Origin of the sequence: Pseudomonas sp. MWU347 (genome assembly GCF_017947305.1) — a bacterium.
Lineage (GTDB): Bacteria > Pseudomonadota > Gammaproteobacteria > Pseudomonadales > Pseudomonadaceae > Aquipseudomonas > Aquipseudomonas putida_A.
Window position 1 is genome coordinate 63082 of sequence record NZ_JAFGZB010000016.1, and the last position, 16712, is coordinate 79793.

General features: G+C 61.5%; 16 protein-coding genes. 11 read left to right on the forward strand and 5 right to left on the reverse strand.

Annotated elements, in window-relative coordinates; genetic code table 11:
* Positions 1–121 precede the first annotated feature (121 nt).
* From cobU to KCG87_RS26115, 8 genes are all read left to right on the forward strand, one after another.
* Entirely contained in the window at positions 122–643 is a 522-nt protein-coding gene (gene cobU / locus KCG87_RS26085; protein ID WP_210559133.1) for a bifunctional adenosylcobinamide kinase/adenosylcobinamide-phosphate guanylyltransferase, read from the forward strand.
* Entirely contained in the window at positions 640–1695 is a 1056-nt protein-coding gene (gene cobT / locus KCG87_RS26090) for a nicotinate-nucleotide--dimethylbenzimidazole phosphoribosyltransferase (protein WP_210559132.1), read from the forward strand. Before cobU ends, cobT begins: the two co-directional genes overlap by 4 nt.
* Entirely contained in the window at positions 1692–2267 is a 576-nt protein-coding gene (cobC, locus tag KCG87_RS26095; protein ID WP_098967889.1) for an alpha-ribazole phosphatase family protein, read from the forward strand. The genes cobT and cobC overlap by 4 nt, the downstream gene beginning before the upstream one ends.
* Position 2268: 1 nt before the next feature.
* The gene (locus tag KCG87_RS26100; RefSeq protein ID WP_210559131.1) at positions 2269–3000 is read left to right on the forward strand and encodes an adenosylcobinamide-GDP ribazoletransferase; all 732 of its coding nucleotides are present in this window, start codon (positions 2269–2271) and stop codon (positions 2998–3000) included.
* A 173-nt stretch (positions 3001–3173) separates the two neighbouring features.
* A complete protein-coding gene (locus KCG87_RS26105) occupies positions 3174–3578 on the forward strand; it encodes a MarR family transcriptional regulator (RefSeq protein ID WP_007950413.1) in 405 nt (134 codons plus the stop codon).
* Between the two features lie 53 nt (positions 3579–3631).
* Positions 3632–4840, forward strand: a complete 1209-nt coding sequence (locus KCG87_RS26110; RefSeq protein ID WP_098967891.1) for an MFS transporter — start codon at positions 3632–3634, stop codon at positions 4838–4840.
* Positions 4837–4962, forward strand: coding sequence for a hypothetical protein (locus tag KCG87_RS27595; RefSeq protein ID WP_256616859.1), 126 nt, complete (start codon positions 4837–4839; stop codon positions 4960–4962). The genes KCG87_RS26110 and KCG87_RS27595 overlap by 4 nt, the downstream gene beginning before the upstream one ends.
* Before the next feature lie 52 nt (positions 4963–5014).
* Positions 5015–5572 (forward strand): redoxin domain-containing protein, encoded by a 558-nt coding sequence (locus KCG87_RS26115; RefSeq protein WP_003223074.1) that lies wholly within the window; start codon positions 5015–5017, stop codon positions 5570–5572.
* Between the two features lie 202 nt (positions 5573–5774).
* On the opposite strand, the gene KCG87_RS26120 is transcribed toward KCG87_RS26115, so the two are convergent.
* The 3 genes from KCG87_RS26120 to KCG87_RS26130 form a co-directional block, all read right to left on the reverse strand.
* Positions 5775–7046 carry an outer membrane protein transport protein gene (locus KCG87_RS26120; RefSeq protein ID WP_210559130.1) on the reverse strand — a complete coding sequence of 424 codons (1272 nt, stop codon included), beginning with the start codon at positions 7044–7046 and terminating at the stop codon, positions 5775–5777.
* Between the two features lie 146 nt (positions 7047–7192).
* The gene (locus KCG87_RS26125; RefSeq protein WP_096797718.1) at positions 7193–7675 is read right to left on the reverse strand and encodes a hypothetical protein; all 483 of its coding nucleotides are present in this window, start codon (positions 7673–7675) and stop codon (positions 7193–7195) included.
* A 274-nt stretch (positions 7676–7949) separates the two neighbouring features.
* The gene (locus KCG87_RS26130) at positions 7950–8174 is read right to left on the reverse strand and encodes a hypothetical protein (RefSeq protein ID WP_007962908.1); all 225 of its coding nucleotides are present in this window, start codon (positions 8172–8174) and stop codon (positions 7950–7952) included.
* 1010 nt (positions 8175–9184) lie between these two features.
* On the opposite strand from KCG87_RS26130, the gene KCG87_RS26135 reads away from it, so the two are divergent.
* Both KCG87_RS26135 and rmuC read left to right on the forward strand, forming a co-directional pair.
* Positions 9185–9508 (forward strand): sel1 repeat family protein, encoded by a 324-nt coding sequence (locus KCG87_RS26135; RefSeq protein WP_081730279.1) that lies wholly within the window; start codon positions 9185–9187, stop codon positions 9506–9508.
* A 175-nt stretch (positions 9509–9683) separates the two neighbouring features.
* Positions 9684–11048 (forward strand): DNA recombination protein RmuC, encoded by a 1365-nt coding sequence (rmuC, locus tag KCG87_RS26140; protein ID WP_167734194.1) that lies wholly within the window; start codon positions 9684–9686, stop codon positions 11046–11048.
* 113 nt (positions 11049–11161) lie between these two features.
* On the opposite strand, the gene KCG87_RS26145 is transcribed toward rmuC, so the two are convergent.
* Positions 11162–14632 carry a PAS domain-containing hybrid sensor histidine kinase/response regulator gene (locus KCG87_RS26145; protein WP_134785800.1) on the reverse strand — a complete coding sequence of 1157 codons (3471 nt, stop codon included), beginning with the start codon at positions 14630–14632 and terminating at the stop codon, positions 11162–11164.
* Between the two features lie 222 nt (positions 14633–14854).
* Complete coding sequence (locus KCG87_RS26150) at positions 14855–15397, reverse strand: TetR/AcrR family transcriptional regulator (RefSeq protein ID WP_098967895.1); 543 nt, start codon at positions 15395–15397, stop codon at positions 14855–14857.
* Between the two features lie 91 nt (positions 15398–15488).
* On the opposite strand from KCG87_RS26150, the gene KCG87_RS26155 reads away from it, so the two are divergent.
* Positions 15489–16691 (forward strand): MFS transporter, encoded by a 1203-nt coding sequence (locus KCG87_RS26155; protein ID WP_210559129.1) that lies wholly within the window; start codon positions 15489–15491, stop codon positions 16689–16691.
* The last annotated feature ends 21 nt before the right edge of the window (positions 16692–16712 follow it).

Here is a 16712-nt window from a genome sequence, read left to right on the forward strand (position 1 = left end):
TTGGCTGTCCCGGCCTCTTCGCGAGCAAGCCCGCTCCCACTTTGGAACGCATTCCCATGTGGGAGCGGGCTTGCTCGCGAAGGGGGCGGTTGCCTCAACACATAATTTTCAGGATGTCCCCATGCTCCAACTGATCCTCGGCGGCGCCCGCTCCGGCAAAAGTCGCCTGGCGGAAAAACTCGCCAGCGCCAGCCACCTGGCGGTCACTTACATCGCCACCAGCCAGCCGCTGGACGGCGAGATGAATGAACGCGTCGCCCATCACCGCGCGCGGCGTCCGGCCGAATGGGCGCTGATCGAAGAGCCTTTGGAACTGGCCCGCGTCCTGCGCGAAAACGCCAGTGCCGAGCGTTGCCTGCTGGTGGATTGCCTGACCCTGTGGCTGACCAATCTGCTGATGCTCGATGACGCCACGCGGCTCGCCGCCGAGCGTGAAGCCCTGCTGGACTGCCTGGCGTCATTGCCGGGGGAAATCATTTTTGTCAGCAACGAGACCGGAATGGGTGTCGTGCCGCTGGGCGAATTGACTCGCCGCTACGTCGATGAAGCCGGTTGGCTGCATCAAGCTCTGGCCGAGCGTTGTCAGCGAGTCGTCCTGACCGTCGCCGGCCTGCCCCTGACCCTGAAAGGACCTGCGTTATGACTCAAGCGTGGTGGTTGAACCCGTGCCAATCCGTGAATGCCGAGATCGTTGAACAGGCGGCGGCGCGCCAACTGCAACTGACCAAACCGGCCGGCTCCCTCGGTCGCCTCGAAAGCGTGGCGGTGCAACTGGCCGGATTGCAGGGACAGATCAAGCCGACCCTTAAGCAAGTCTGGATCGCGATTTTCGCTGGTGATCACGGGGTGGTCGCGGAAGGCGTTTCGGCATTCCCGCAGGAAGTCACTGGGCAGATGTTGCTCAACTTCGTCAGCGGCGGCGCGGCGATCAGCGTGCTGGCGCGGCAGCTCGATGCACAGCTGGAAGTGGTCGATCTGGGCACCGTGACACCGACGTTGAATCTGCCGGGCGTGCGTCATCTGAACATCGGCCCTGGCACGGCGAATTTCGCCAAGGGCGCGGCGATGACCCAGGCACAGGGCGAACTTGCCTTGCAGGCCGGTCGTGACAGCGTGCTGCGCGCCAAAGCCGTTGGTTCAGAGTTGTTCATCGGTGGCGAAATGGGCATCGGCAACACCACTGCCGCCAGTGCGCTGGCGTGTGCCTTGCTCGATTGCCCGGTGGTGCACCTGACCGGTCCCGGTACCGGGTTGAATGCCGAGGGCGTCAGCCATAAAGCGCAAGTGATCGAGCGCGCACTGGCGCTGCACGCAGCACAGCGCGGCGATGCGCTGCAAACCCTGTTCAACCTCGGCGGGTTTGAAATCGCCGCACTGGTCGGCGCGTACCTGGCCTGTGCGCAGGAAGGCGTCGCGGTGCTGGTCGACGGCTTTATCTGCACGGTCGCCGCGTTGGTCGCGGTGCGGCTGAATCCGGCCTGCCGCGAGTGGCTGCTGTTCGGTCATCGTGGGGCCGAGCCGGGCCATCGCCATGTGCTGGAAACACTTAACGCCGAACCGTTGCTGGAGCTCGGCCTGCGTCTGGGCGAGGGCAGCGGCGCGGCATTGGCCGTGCCGCTGTTGCGTCTGGCCTGTGACCTTCACGGGCAGATGGCGACGTTCGCCGAAGCCGCGGTGGCGGATCGTCCGGCATGACCTTGCGTCTGGACCTGCTGCGCCACGGTGAGACTGAGCTGGGCGGCGGTTTGCGCGGCAGTCTCGATGATGCGCTCACCGAAAAGGGCTGGGCACAGATGCGTGCCGCGGTGCTGGTGGGCGGGCCGTGGGACCGGCTGATCAGTTCGCCGCTGCAGCGTTGCGCGCGGTTCGCTGCAGAGCTGGGCGAACAACTGAATCTGCCGGTGCAGTTGGACAAGGATCTGCAGGAACTGCACTTCGGTGCCTGGGAAGGCCAGAGCGCAGCGGCGTTGATGGAGACTGATGCCGAAGCGCTGGGGCTGTTCTGGGCTGATCCCTATGCCTTCACCCCGCCGCAGGGTGAGCCGGTCAGCGATTTTGCGGCTCGCGTGCTGGGCGCGGTTGCGCGGTTGCATCAGGCCAATGCCGGTGAACGCGTTTTGTTGATCAGTCATGGCGGCGTGATGCGTCTGTTGCTGGCGCAGGCGCGAGGTTTGCCGCGTGAGCAGTTGCTCAATGTCGAAGTCGCGCATGCTTCATTGTTTTCCCTGACCGTTGAAGCCGATGGTTCGCTCAAGGAAGGTCACTGAGATGCTGCCACTGTGGATCGCCCTGCAATTTCTCAGTAGTTTGCCGATTCGTCTGCCGGGGATGCCGGAGCCGCAACAGCTCGGGCGTTCGCTGTTGTTTTATCCGCTGGTGGGGTTGCTGTTCGGAGGGATCCTCTGGGCATTCAACCTGGCGTTGGCCGGCGCACCGTTGTTGCTGCATGCGGCGCTGTTGCTGACGGTGTGGGTGCTGCTCAGCGGCGCGCTGCACCTCGACGGACTGGCCGACAGCGCCGATGCCTGGCTTGGCGGTTTCGGTGATCGCGAGCGCACGCTGACGATCATGAAGGATCCGCGCAGCGGGCCGATTGCCGTGGTGACGCTGGTGTTGGTGTTGCTGCTGAAGTTCTGCGCGTTGCTGGCGCTGGTCGAGCAGGGGGATGCGGTGATGTTGATCATCGTGCCGTTGCTGGGGCGGGCGGCGCTGCTGGGGCTGTTTCTGACCACGCCGTATGTGCGCGCGGGTGGGTTGGGGCAGGCGTTGGCTGATCATTTGCCGCGTAGAGCTGGTTGGTGGGTGCTCGGGGCGAGTGTGCTGGCGTGTTTGCTGATTGCCGGGGTGAAAGCGATTGTTGCGCTGGTTGTCGCGTTCGTCGGGTTTGTCTGGCTGCGGCGGGTGATGGTGCGGCGGTTGGGCGGGACTACGGGCGATACGGCGGGGGCGTTGCTGGAATTGCTGGAGATGGCGGTGTTGGTGGGGTTGGCGTTGGCCTGAGATTTCTCTATAACCGTGTCGGCCTCTTCGCGAGCAAGCCCGCTCCCACCCTTGGAATGCATTCCCCTGTGGGAGCGGGCTTGCTCGCGAAGGCGACCCGTCAGGCGCCGGAAATGTTCTTGAATCACTACATGTAACTTGATTTAACACAGTCGCGGGTATATACACGCATCATGCTTCCTTCTCAGTGTTTGTGCACCAACCTGCGTCGCGCCGCTCGTGGCGTCAGCAGGCATTACGACGGCGCTCTCGACGGCTTCGGGATCAACGTTGCCCAGTATTCTTTGCTGTGCAACCTGCAGCGTCTGGATCAACCGAGCATCTCGGAACTGGCCGAAGCCATGGGTCTGGATCGCAGCACCCTGGGGCGCAACCTGCGGGTGCTCGAAGGCGAGGGCCTGGTGGCGCTGGCCGAGGGCGAGGACATGCGCAATCGCATCGTCCGGCTCACCGAAACCGGTGCACAACGCCTCGCGGCGGCGCTGCCGGCCTGGGAAGCGGCGCAACAGCGATTGATCGATCGTCTGGGCGCCGAGAAGCGTGAAACCTTGCTGCGACTGTTGGATGAACTGGCCTGAAGGCCGGTTTTTCCGGTTTTAAGCGGGTATATACCCGCGAACGGAGAATAACAATGACATCGATGTGGCGTACGTGCGGTTGGGTGTTGCTGGGAAGTGCGCTGATTCTGGCGTTGTCGTTGGGCGTGCGGCACGGCTTCGGTCTGTTCCTGTCGCCGATGAGTGCGCAGTTCGGCTGGGGGCGCGAAGTGTTTGCCTTCGCCATCGCCTTGCAGAACCTGATCTGGGGTCTGGCGCAGCCGTTCACTGGCGCCCTGGCTGACCGTTTCGGTGCGGCGAAAGTGGTGCTGGTCGGCGGCGTGCTGTATGCCGGGGGCCTGGTGTGCATGGGGCTGTCCGATTCGGCGCTGACCCTGTCGCTGAGTGCCGGTCTGTTGATCGGTATCGGTCTGTCCGGTACGTCGTTCTCGGTGATTCTCGGCGTGGTCGGTCGTGCGGTGCCGCCGGAAAAACGTAGCATGGGCATGGGCATCGCCAGTGCTGCCGGTTCGTTCGGCCAGTTTGCGATGTTGCCGGGCACGCTGGGTTTGATCGGCTGGCTCGGCTGGTCGGCGGCGCTGTTGGTACTCGGTTTGCTGGTGGCGCTGATCGTGCCGTTGGTGAGCATGCTCAAGGACAAGCCGCTGCCGGTGTTCGGTCATGAGCAGACCCTGTCTGAAGCGCTGCGCGAAGCCTGCTCGCATTCCGGGTTCTGGTTACTGGCGTTCGGATTTTTCGTCTGCGGCTTCCAAGTGGTGTTCATTGGCGTGCATCTGCCGGCCTATCTGGTTGATCAGCATCTGCCGGCAACCGTCGGCACCACAGTGCTGGCGCTGATCGGGCTGTTCAATATCTTCGGCACTTATACTGCCGGCTGGCTCGGTGGGCGCATGTCCAAGCCGCGTCTGCTGACGGCGTTGTATCTGCTGCGTGCGGTGGTGATCGTGCTGTTTCTGTGGCTGCCGGTGACGACGACCTCGGCGTACCTGTTCGGCATGGCCATGGGCTTCCTCTGGCTGTCGACGGTGCCGTTGACCAACGGCACGGTGGCGACCTTGTTTGGCGTGCGTAACCTGTCCATGCTCGGCGGTATCGTGTTCCTCTTTCATCAACTCGGCTCGTTCCTCGGCGGCTGGCTGGGTGGGGTGGTGTATGACCGTACCGGGAGTTATGACTTGATCTGGCAAGTGGCGATTCTCTTGAGCCTGCTGGCGGCTGCGCTGAACTGGCCGGTGCGCGAGCGTCCGGTGGCGCGTCTGCAACCGGCTGTCGGCGCCGTATGAAGCGTTCCTGGCCGCGAATCGCCTTCATCGCACTCGGCGCGCTGTTGCTGGCGCTGGTGTGGTGGGGCTGGCATCAGGGCGGGCTGGCGTTGATGCAGTTGGGCATGGGTGCTTGCTTGTAGGCTTGGAGGGCGAGTAACGTCGATGTCTGATAACCGCATCAAGGATGCCGACATGTTCATGCGCTGGTGTGCTGTACCCGCGTTGTTGATGGCGTTGACCGGACTGGCCCAGGCCGCTGACTGTCCGGAGGCGCTGCAAGGTTCGTTGCCCAAGTTGCGCGCCAAGGAATCCGTCGATCTGTGCCAGCGCTACGCCGGCAAGCCGCTGGTGGTGGTCAATACCGCCAGTTTCTGTGGCTTCGCCCCACAGTTCGAGGGCCTCGAAGCGCTCAATCAGCACTACAAGGCGCAAGGCCTGGAAATGCTCGGCGTACCGTCCAATGACTTCAAGCAGGAGTCCAAGGACAGCGCCGAAACCGCCAAGGTCTGCTACGCCAATTACGGCGTGACCTTCACCATGACCGAGCCGCAGAAAGTCCGTGGCGACGATGCTACTCACCTGTTCAAGGTGCTGGCCGAGCAGAGCAGCGCGCCGAAGTGGAATTTCTACAAGTACGTGATTGATCGTCAGGGCAAGGTGATCGCGAATTTCTCCAGTCTGACCAAACCGGATGATCCGGAGTTTATTGCGGCGGTTGAAAAGGCCATCGCCTCAAAACCGCTCAACTGATAACACACGCTTTTTGTGGGAGCGGGCTTGCTCGCGAAGGCTGCGGATCATTCAGCACTTGTTCTGGATGTCAGACCGCATTCGCGAGCCAGCCCGCTCCCACATTTGATCTGTGGTATTTGAATAGGCACAAAAAAGCCCCGCTTTCTGTAAAGAGAGCGGGGCTTTTCTGTGGGCGAGGGTTTAGCCTCGCCGTGCAGCATCAGAAGCGGTAAGTAGCGCCAACACCGAAACCGTTTGCCGAGTTTTCATACTTGGCATCGTAGGTCTGGCCACGATCGTTCTGGTTGTGGATCTTGACCGACTCTTCCTTCAGGTACGAGTAAGCCACGTCGATGGTCAGGTCTTCGGTCGGGCTCCAGCCGGCACCGATGCTGAAGATCGTGCGGTCGCCAGTAGGAATGCGTGGCGAACGGTCGACGTTGTTGGTCGGCGACTGATCGAAGGTCAGACCGGTACGCAGTACCCATTCCTTGTTCAGTTGGTACGAAGTACCCACGGCGTAAGCCCAGGAGTCGTGCCAGTTCTGGTCTTCGGTGATCTCGCCAAACTGACCGGCCAGCAGCGGCTGTACGCCCGAGTTTTCAACGGTGATCTTCTTCAACTGGCTCCAGCGGGTCCAGGTCGAACCGGCATAGACGTTCCAGCGGTCGTTGATCGCTTGAGTAACCGAGAAGTCCACGGATTCAGGTGTGGTGATCTTCAGCGAAGCGTCGTACTTCTGGCTGGCGCCCAGACCGACTGCAGCCAGTGCGCCGTAGTTGACCTTGGTGTTGCCTTCGAGCTTGTAGTCGACTTTCGAGTGGTAGGTCAGACCCAGGCGAGTGGTGTCGGTGGCCTGTACCAGTACGCCGATGTTGTAGCCCAGCGCGGTGTCGTCACCCTTGATCTTGACCTTGCCGTCCGGCGCCAGCTGAGTCACCGAGAGGTTGGACTCGAGGGTGCCGTCGATGCGGTTGATGGTCGGACCGAAACCTACCGAGACCACGTCGTTGAACTTATAGCTGACAGTCGGCTGGAAGGTGATGACCTGGACTTCGGACTTGCTGCCGAAGTAACGGCCGGCAAAGCCTTTTTCGTAATCGGTAATCAGGCCGAACGGCACGTACACGCCGAGGCCGAATGCCCAATGCTCGTCGATCGGTTTGACGTAGAAGCCCATAGGTACGGAGGTGAAGGGCACCATGTCGCCTTTGTTGCTGCCGCCGTTAGGGCTGGAGCTGGCGTCGCTGATATCGGTCTTGGCATCGAGGAATGCAACACCGCCGGTGACTTGTTCGCGCGTGATGCGCGACATGCCGGCAGGGTTGCCATAAACAGTGCTTGCGTCGTCGGCAGAAGAGGATCGCCCAGCGTAACCAGTGCCCATCCCGCTGATGCTGTGTTCGTTGATGGCAAAGCCAGCTGCGAAGATCTGGGTGGATGCCATGGTAACGGCGAGGCTAAGGGTGGTTTTGAGCATGACTTTTTTCATTATTAGAACTCCTGGTGATCACCGGGGCGAAAATTACCAACATTTTCGTCCCAGCGCTATAGTCCGTATGGCTTGAGTTAGAGCGGTTTTGTAGGACAATCCGACCAGATTCGCGACCTGTTGAGCGATCTTCTGAAACTCGCCAGTCAACACGCGACCTGATTCACCGGTGAAACACAGGTTTGCCAGGCGTAGGTGAAGTCGCGCAGACGACCTTGCGGCTGGAAGGTCTGACGCCAGATTCGCGCCATGCCCAGCAGATCGTCCGGGGCGGGGAGGGTGGTGTGTTGTTCTTCTACCAGCAGCCAGGCGATGGCGGTGGCGTAACGCAGGTTGACGGTCAATTCCAGGTGCGGGCCGCTCAAAAAAGCATGTTGGCTGGCGAGGCCGCGAACCAGGCTCGCACGCTCCGGATCGAGTGCCAGATAGTGATCCCAAAGGGCCTGGTGGCGGTGCTCGGCAATCCGGTAGAGGCCGTGGCCACGGCGGTCATGCAGGGCGGAACCGAGGGCGGACTGGCTGGCGGCAATGCCCAGCAGCAGGGATTCGGCAGTTGCGCAGTGGCGTCCCAGATAAATCAGTGTGGGACGGATCACATAGCGGCACAGTTCGCTGGCAGCGATACCCATAAAACCCTCGGATCTTGTAATTGGGCGGCGATACCTGAAGGGGCCTTGGCAGCGGTGGATCGAATCAGGCTCGCCGAAAGCGGATCAAGCCGCTTGAGTTGAAGTGTAGTGTCATATTCGCGACGTAAAGGCCTGTTTTTAAAATATTTCCGGCAGCGAGCCACAGGCGTTATATCCGAAGGTGCTTAGGCCTGAAGGGCTAAAAGCGAAATATCGGGCAATAAAAAACCCCGCATTTTGTGCGGGGCTTTTGCTTTTGCAGCCTTTTCGGCTCTCAGGCAATCAATGCCTGACGCGTACGATCAATAATGGCCTGCAGCGGTTCGGCGCTGGAGTATTGATCGGGGTACAGACGCTCGCTGTGGCGAGCGATCCCGTGTTCATTGACCACGGTGAAGCTGAAGCAGCCTTTGCGAGCGGCCATGATCAGGCAGTTCATTGGGGCAAAAGCGTTGGTTAGGGTGCGAATGGCATCCTGAGTCTGGATTTGAGTAGACATAGTTATTAGGTGTTCCTACAAATGACACGGATAAGAACCGTGCAACGTTAAAACGTTCCAGTAATGTCGACCACCATTGGTCGAACAAAGAACCCGACTGGAACAAAGCAGCCAGTTTGAAGCGCTGATAAGTTGGCGCGCTTGGGCTGGCAGGTAGGTACTTAGGAGGACAGGCAACACATCGAGGGCAAAGGTTCTGGGCCCGGGGTGAAGATCCTGATCAATTTGCAGGCTGGTTCGGTCAGAGTAAGTGGTCTTCGCAACACCCTTTGCATTCATTCAAAGGCAGTGTCGGCGCAAGATTTACCTGGAAACCATCGAGGGGTCGTTCCCGCTTTTTTCGGTGAAGGGCTTCTGGGAAGAAGATTGACCGTGGGGATGTGTTCGACCGGAATTGACTTTCAGCTTGGTACTAACGCCGCGGATAGTAACGGAACGTCCTGGGCAATGCAAACCCGGCGGCAAAAAAAGATTTCGGTCGGTGGCGCGGATCACGGGGGACAGGGCTGGCCCCTTCGCGAGCAGGCTCGCTCCCACGGGAGAACGGGGCCGATTGTAGGAGCGAGCCTGCTCGCGAAGAAACCATCCGTCGCCACAAAAGCGTGCAGCCATGCCCAGCGCCAACCCGCTTATCCCCAGTCCGAGGCGCAAAACGGGCCAAAAAAGCGCATCGATATAACCGGGTAACAGGTACTTGTGCACATTAGTTGCGCAGACGGTAACCTTGGTGTCATATCAATCCTGACCCCGATGGCTGCCTGTATCAAAAGTTTAAGTCAATGAAAAATATCGTCTTTTTTTGTTGGTGAAAAAATCGTCAGTTTGACTGCGAGCCCCATTCCACAAGGCTTTGCGGAGGTTCGGGAGCGGTTGTCCACTGAGTTATCCACAGCTTCTGTGGATTGTCCCTAGCGCTTGCTCTAGGACGGGCGTGCCGGGTTTTTTTCGACTTTACCTGTACGAAAAAGAGAGTAGAGTGGCGCGCCTTCCGATCTGTCCCACAGTGTTTTATGAAGTTTCGCTCAGTATCAGACTCTGTTACCTCCGAACACCCTCGTGTTACCCCTCCCAAGCGATTTTCCGTGCGTGTGGCCGAATGGCTGCTCGACAGCCCGCGCCTGGGCGATAGCCGTAATGCCAAGCATCTGGCGGGGCGTCTGCTCAAGCAACCGGCGCGCGAAGGCGTGGTCGCCGCGCAAAGTCGTCTCGGCCAATTGATGTGCCGCGAGTGCGGCAATGCCCGTGATCGGCGCATCGGGCAGGATCTGCTGCGCCAGGCCGCCCGCGCCGGCGACCGGCGTGCACAACGGGAACTCGGTCTGCTCGAAGACTGAGCTGTCCAACGCCCCACGCCTTGGTTAACCTTCAGGCTTTATCGAATCGGCAGGAGTGGCTATGGCTATGGACTTGACCAGCGTGTTGCTGGGTCTGGCGGGCGCGGGATTGCCGCTGCTGGCGCTGGCCTGGCAACTGCAGCGGCGGGCCAGTGATCGGCAAGCCGAGGTCGCCTTGCTCGAAGAGCGTCTGGCCATGGCGCAACTGGCGCAGGACGGGCTCAACGCCCAACTTGAAGCCAGCCGCGATGAAATCGTCGACCTCGGCCAGGCCAATGCCGCCAAACAGGCGGAGCTGGCGGCCCTGCGCCGCGAAGTCGAGCTGCTGCAGATCGAGCGTGATGACGCCCGTGACGCTTCCCACGCGTGGAACATCGAGCGTGCCAACAAAGAGGCCGAATTGCGGCGTCTCGACGCACAGGCCGCGTCGCTCAACGCCGAACTGCGCGAGCAACAGGAAAGCCATCAACAACGCCTCAACGACCTGCAAGGCTCGCGCGATGAGCTGCGCGCGCAATTCGCCGAGCTGGCAGGGAAGATCTTCGATGAACGTGAACAGCGCTTTGCCGAAACCAGTCAACAGCGCCTCGGGCAGTTGCTCGATCCGCTGAAAGAACGCATCCAATCCTTCGAAAAACGCGTGGAAGAAAGCTATCAGGCCGAAGCCCGCGAACGCTTCTCGCTGGCCAAGGAGCTGGAGCGTCTGCAAGCGCTGAATCTGCGCCTGAGCGACGAAGCGACCAACCTGACCCGCGCCCTCAAAGGCCAGAAGACCCAAGGCAACTGGGGTGAGCTGATTCTTGAGCGGGTGCTGGAACACGCGGGTCTGGAGAAGGGCCGCGAGTACCAGACTCAGGTCAACCTCAAGGGGCCGGACGGCGAGCGCTTCCAGCCGGATGTGATCATTTACCTGCCGGGCGACAAGCAGGTGGTGGTCGACTCCAAGGTCAGCCTCACTGCCTATCAGCAGTACGTTGCCGCCGAAGATGACACCCTCGGCCAGGTCGCGATCAAGCAGCACGTGCTGTCCCTGCGCAGCCACGTCAAAGGCCTCGCCGGCAAGGATTACAAGCGTCTGGAAGGCCTGCACAGCCTCGATTTCGTCTTGCTGTTCGTGCCGATCGAAGCGGCGTTTTCGGCCGCATTGCAGGCCGAGCCGGCGTTGTTCCAGGAAGCGTTCGACCGCAACATCGTGATCGTCAGTCCGACCACGTTGTTGGCGACGTTACGGGTGATCGACAGCCTGTGGAAGCAGGAGCGGCAAAGCCAGAACGCGCGGGAAATCGCCGAGCGTGCCGGCTGGCTGTACGACAAATTCGTGCTGTTCATTCAGGATCTGGACGAAGTCGGCAATCGCCTGCAACAGCTGGACAAGGCCTACAGCTCGGCGCGCAACAAACTCACGGAAGGGCGCGGCAACCTGGTCAGCCGCAGTGAGCAGCTCAAATTGCTCGGCGCGCGGGCCAGCAAGAGTTTGCCGGCGGATCTGCTGGAGCGGGCGATGACCGATGTCGATGGGCTGGTCGAAATCCCGGAATAACCCGAAGAGCTTCGCGAGCAGGCTCGCTCCCACAGTGAAATGCATTCCAAAGGTGGGAGCGGGCTTGCTCGCGAAGGCGTCAGCGGTAGCGCTGCAACACTCAAGTCAAACGGTTACAGCGGCACATACCGACTCAGCAACGCCCGCAACGCCGCCGGTTTCACCGGTTTGGCCAGATAATCCAGCCCTGCCGCATGCACCTGCGCCACCGTCTCCGGGCGGCCATCGGCGCTGATCACCACCCCCGGCACCGGCTCGCCTAACGTGGTGCGCAGCCACGCCATCAGCTCGGTTCCGGTATCGCCGTGGTCGAGGTGATAGTCGACCAGTGCCAGTTGCGGTCGTACGCCATCGTTGAGCAGCGCCGCGCATTCCTCGCGATTGCGCGCCGTCCACACCTGACAGCCCCAACGGCTCAGCAGGCTGTTCATGCCAATCAGAATGCTGTCTTCATTGTCGATGCACAGCACCTGCGCGCCGCTGAGCAACTTGCCGTTCAACTCCACCGCGGCGTTCTGCGGCAGTGATTGCGCCCGGGCCAGCGGTACGCTGACACTGAACACGCTGCCGCGCCCCGGCCACGAGCGTACGCGCAGGGTGTGGCCGAGCACGCGACATAAACCGTCGGCAATCGCCAGGCCCAGCCCAAGACCTTTTTCGGCGCGGGTCTGATGGCTATCGAGGCGCTTGAACTCCTCGAAAATCACTTGTTGTTTGTCTTCCGGAATCCCCGGTCCGCGATCCCACACTTCCAGACACAGTTCACTGCCGCGACGGCGTACGCCCAGCAGCACCGGGCCCTTGGCGTAGCGGAACGCGTTGGTGAGGAAGTTCTGCAAGATCCGTCGCAGCAGCTTGATGTCGCTGTCGATGCGCAACTGGCTGCCGCGCACACGGAACTTCAGGCCTTGTTCTTGGGCCAGCGCCTTGAATTCGGCGCCGAGCGTGTCGAACAGCTCATTGAGCGCGAACGACTTGCGATCCGGGTTGATCTTGCCGTTTTCCAGGCGGGAAATATCCAGCAGGTCGCTGATCAGGTCTTCTGCCGAACGCAGCGAACTGTCGAGGTGTTGCACCAGTTTCTGCGCCTCGCTGCTCAAGCCGTCGTCCTGATGGGAGAGGGCGGCAGAGAACAGGCGCGCGGCGTTTAGCGGCTGCATCAGGTCATGACTGACGGCGGCGAGGAAGCGGGTTTTCGACTGATTCGCGGCCTCGGCATGGCCCTTGGCTTCGGTCAGTGCGACGTTGAGCTGTGACAACTCCTGCGTACGCTCGCTGACCCGTTGTTCCAGGCCTTCGTTGGCCTCGGTCAGCGCCTGCTCGGCTTCGCGGAACGCGGTGATGTCGGTGAAACTCATGACGAAACCGCCGCCGGGCATCGGGTTGCCGATCAGCTCGATCACCCGGCCATTGGGGAACAGGCGTTCGGACGTGTGCGCACGGCCCTGACGCATCCAGTGCAGGCGCCGGGCGACGTGGACTTCCGCTTCGCCGGGGCCGCACAGGCCACGTTCGGCGTTGTAGCGAATGATGTCGGCAATCGGTCGGCCGACGCTGATCAAACCGTCCGGGTAGTTGAACAACTCCAGATAGCGGCGGTTCCAGGCCACCAGCTTCAGCGACTGGTCGACCACGCTGATGCCCTGGGTAATGTTTTCGATCGCGCCTTGCAGCAACGCGCGGTTGAACTGCAGGACTTCCGAGGCTTCGTCGGCGATGCGCACCACGTCCTCGAGCTGCATTTCCCGCCCCTCAATCGCCGCTTTTACCACCGCCCGTGTTGAAGAAGCGCCGAGCACGCCGGCCAGCAAGCGTTCGGTGTGGGCGATCCATTCGCCGTCGGCGTTCTGGTTCGGGTTGAAGCCCTTGCCCTGCCGGTAGGCGAAACGAATGAAGCTCTGCCGCGCACGTTCTTCACCGACAAAGCGCGCCGCCAGCTGCAGCAAATCGTCGATCTGCACCGCGAGCATCGAGCGTGCACTCGGCCGGGCGCTGATTTCCTGACCGATGAAGCGCCCGGCCTGCCAGTGTTCCGAGACCCGTGTGCGCGACAGCACCGAGACCCAGGCGAACAGGGTGAAGTTGCCCGCCAGCGACAGCACTACGCCTTGGGTCAGCGGGGTGATCGGCAGGTTCAGCGGGTTGCTGTGCAGCCACGCCAGCCCGGGGAAAGTGCTCAGCGACCAGCCGAGACTGTGGGCGGCAATCGGCAGGATCAGCGTGTAGAACCAGAGGAACGTGCCGGCGGCCAGACCGGCGAACACCCCACGGCGGTTAGCCTGTTTCCAGTACAGCGCGCCGAGCATCGCCGGGGCCAATTGGGTGACGGCAGCGAAGGCGATCTGGCCGATGGTCGCCAGACTCGCGGTGGAGCCGAGCAAACGGTAGCTGACGTAGGCCAGCAACAGAATCAGCACGATGCTCACGCGGCGCACCGAGAGCATCCACTGACGGAACACTTCGAACGGGCGCTCGGCGTTGTTACGGCGCAGCAACCACGGCAAGAGCATGTCGTTGGAAACCATGGTCGACAGTGCCACGCTGGCCACAATCACCATGCCGGTGGCCGCCGACGCGCCGCCGATGAACGCCAGCAACGCCAGGGCCGGATGGGCCTGGGCCAGCGGCAGGCTGATCACGAACGAGTCGGGCAACACGTGACTCGGCAGCATCATCTGCCCGGCGAGGGCGATCGGCACCACGAACAGCGCGGCCAGCGCCAGATAAGCCGGGAACACCCACTTGGCCAGACGCAGGTCCTGCGGGTCGATGTTCTCCACCACCGTGACGTGAAACTGCCGTGGCAGGCAGATGATCGCCATCATCGCCACCCCGGTCTGCACCACCATCGACGGCCAGTTAATCGTTTCCTTCCAGTATTCCTCGAGGCGCGGCGCGAGCATCGCCTGATTGAACAGGTCGTCAAACCCGTCGTACAGCCCATAGGTCACGAACGCGCCAACGGCGAGAAAGGCGAACAGCTTGACCAGCGATTCAAACGCAATCGCCAGCACCATGCCGCGGTGGTGCTCGGTGGCATCGAGGTTGCGCGTACCGAAGACGATGGTGAACAGCGCCAGTACCAGCGAGACGATCAGCGCGGTGTCCTGGGCGCGGGTGCCCATGGCGTCGGCCCCGGCGCCGATCAGCAGGTTCACGCCGAGCACGATGCCTTTGAGTTGCAGGGCGATGTAGGGCAGGACGCCAACCAGACAGATCAGCGCCACCACCACCGCCAGCGATTGCGATTTGCCGTAGCGCGCGGCGATGAAGTCGGCAATCGAGGTGATGTTCTCCTGTTTGCTGATCATCACCATTTTCTGCAGGACCCACGGCGCGCCCAGCAACAAGAGGATCGGCCCGAGGTAGATCGGCAGGAATGACCACAGCTGTTCCGCCGCCTGACCAACCGCGCCGAAGAACGTCCAACTGGTGCAATAAACCGCCAGCGACAGGCTGTACACCCACGCGCGCATCCGCGGCGGCAACGGCGTGCTGCGACGGTCGCCGTAGAAGGCGATGGCGAACATGATGGCCATATAGGCCAGGGCGACGGCGGCGATCAGCCCGGTGGACAACGACATGCAACACTCCCGACAAAAGACTCCCCGGCAGTCCTGCCCGGGCGGACAGTCTCGCATGAGTATGGCGGTTAGTCAGTGTCGACCAAGGTCGTGGCGTGGCGGGGTGTCGCAGGTTTGAGACCGGGTGGTTCTGAGGTGACTGGTCGGGCCTCTTCGCGAGCAGGCTCACTCCTACAGGTGGAACGCATTCCAATTGTAGGAGTGAGCCTGCTCGCGAAGGCGTCAGTCCTGTTTCAGCGCGATATCGATCAACCGATGCAGCTCATCCACCTCCAGCGCCGCCGCCGAAAACAGGATCCGGAACACCACCGGCGCCACCACCAGATTGATCAGATGATCAACGCTCGGCGCCGGCTCGTCAGGGTGACGCTCGATGATGGTCTGCAACTGCGCGCCAAGAATCGTCACGCAGTACCCCGGCGTGGCGCTGGCCTGCACGTCGCGCATCATGTTGCGCCCCGGCTCCGAACTCATTTCGTCCAGATATTGCTCGGCCCAGGCGCGGATATCACCGCGCAGGTCACCGGTCACCGCCGGTTCGCTGTCAGGGCGCATGCGGGCGAGGGCGACGTCGGCGAGCAACGCCGCCAGATCACCCCAGCGTCGATAGATTGTCGACGGCGTCACTCCCGCGCGCGCCGCAATTTGCGGGACGGTCACGCTGCTGCGCTCCTGTTCTTGCAGAAGTGCGCGGACTGCCGAATGAATCGACTCTTGCACCCGGGCACTGCGCCCGCCCGGGCGTAAACCTTCTTTAATAGCCATGCGTCAGACCTTAACACAAAGAATTTGCTTTAAGCCAAAGCCGAGAGCACACTCCGCAAAAGCAAAAAATTAGCTTTTGCGGAGTGTGCCCATGACCAGCCTTGCTTCCAGCCGTGGCAGCCTGATTTTTCTGGCGATCACCTTACTGAGTTTTCTCGCCGCTTCCACGGCGCCGACGCCGTTGTATCACCTGTATCAGGATCAACTGCACTTCTCGGCAGCAGTGCTGACCCTTATTTTCGGCGTGTATGCGCTGAGTCTGCTGGCGGCGCTGCTGACGGTCGGATCGCTGTCCGATCACCTGGGACGTAAACCGGTGATCTTCACTGCCGTGCTGCTCAATGCGCTAGCGATGTTGCTGTTTATCAGCGCCGACAGTGTTGCCTGGCTGATCAGCGCCCGCGTATTGCAGGGTTTTGCCACCGGCATGGCCACCGCTGTTTTGAGCGCGACGCTGCTCGACACCGACCGTCAGCAAGGGCCGTTGATCAACAGCGTCGCACCGTTGCTCGGTATGGCGCTGGGCAGCATGGGCTGTGGTTTGCTGGCCGAGTTCGCCCCGGCGCCGTTGCAATTGACCTACTGGCTGCTGCTGGCGCTGTTTGTGTTGCAGGCGGTGTACGTCTGGCGTCTGCCGGAAAGCGTCACTCCACAAGCAGGGGCCTGGGCTTCGCTGCGGCCAACCCTGCATGTGCCGGTTCAGGCGCGTTCGACCTTATGGCGTGTGCTACCGCTGAACACCGCAACCTGGGCCCTCGGCGGCTTTTTTGCCTCGCTGGCGCCGTCGCTGGTGCGCACCGCCACGGGCTCGACGTCGAACCTGATCGGCGGCGCGACTGTCTCGGCGTTGACCGTGACCGGGGCGCTGATGATTTTCACTTTGCGCAATCGTCCCGCCGGCAAAGCCCTGCAAATCGGCGCCAGTCTGCTGCCTATCGGCGTGCTGCTGATTTTGCTCGGCGTGCACAGCGCCAGTCTGGCGCTGTTTTTCCTCGGCACACTGGTTGCCGGTTGCGGCTTTGGCTCGGGTTTCCTCGGCGCGGTGCGCAGCCTGGTGCCGTTGGCCCTGCCGCATGAACGGGCCGGTTTGATGTCGGCGTACTACGCGCTGAGTTATCTGGCGTTCTGTTTGCCGGCGTTGCTGGCTGGGCATTTGACTATCAGCTTTGGTTTGCTGGCGACTACTGACTGTTACGGCTTGGCATTGGTGGTTCTCTCAGTAAGCGGTCTGATTCTGATCTCGCGTCAACCTCTGGTCTCGCGCATTAACCTCAATCCTTCCGCGGGTGAATAATTGTTTGATGGCAAAACGCCT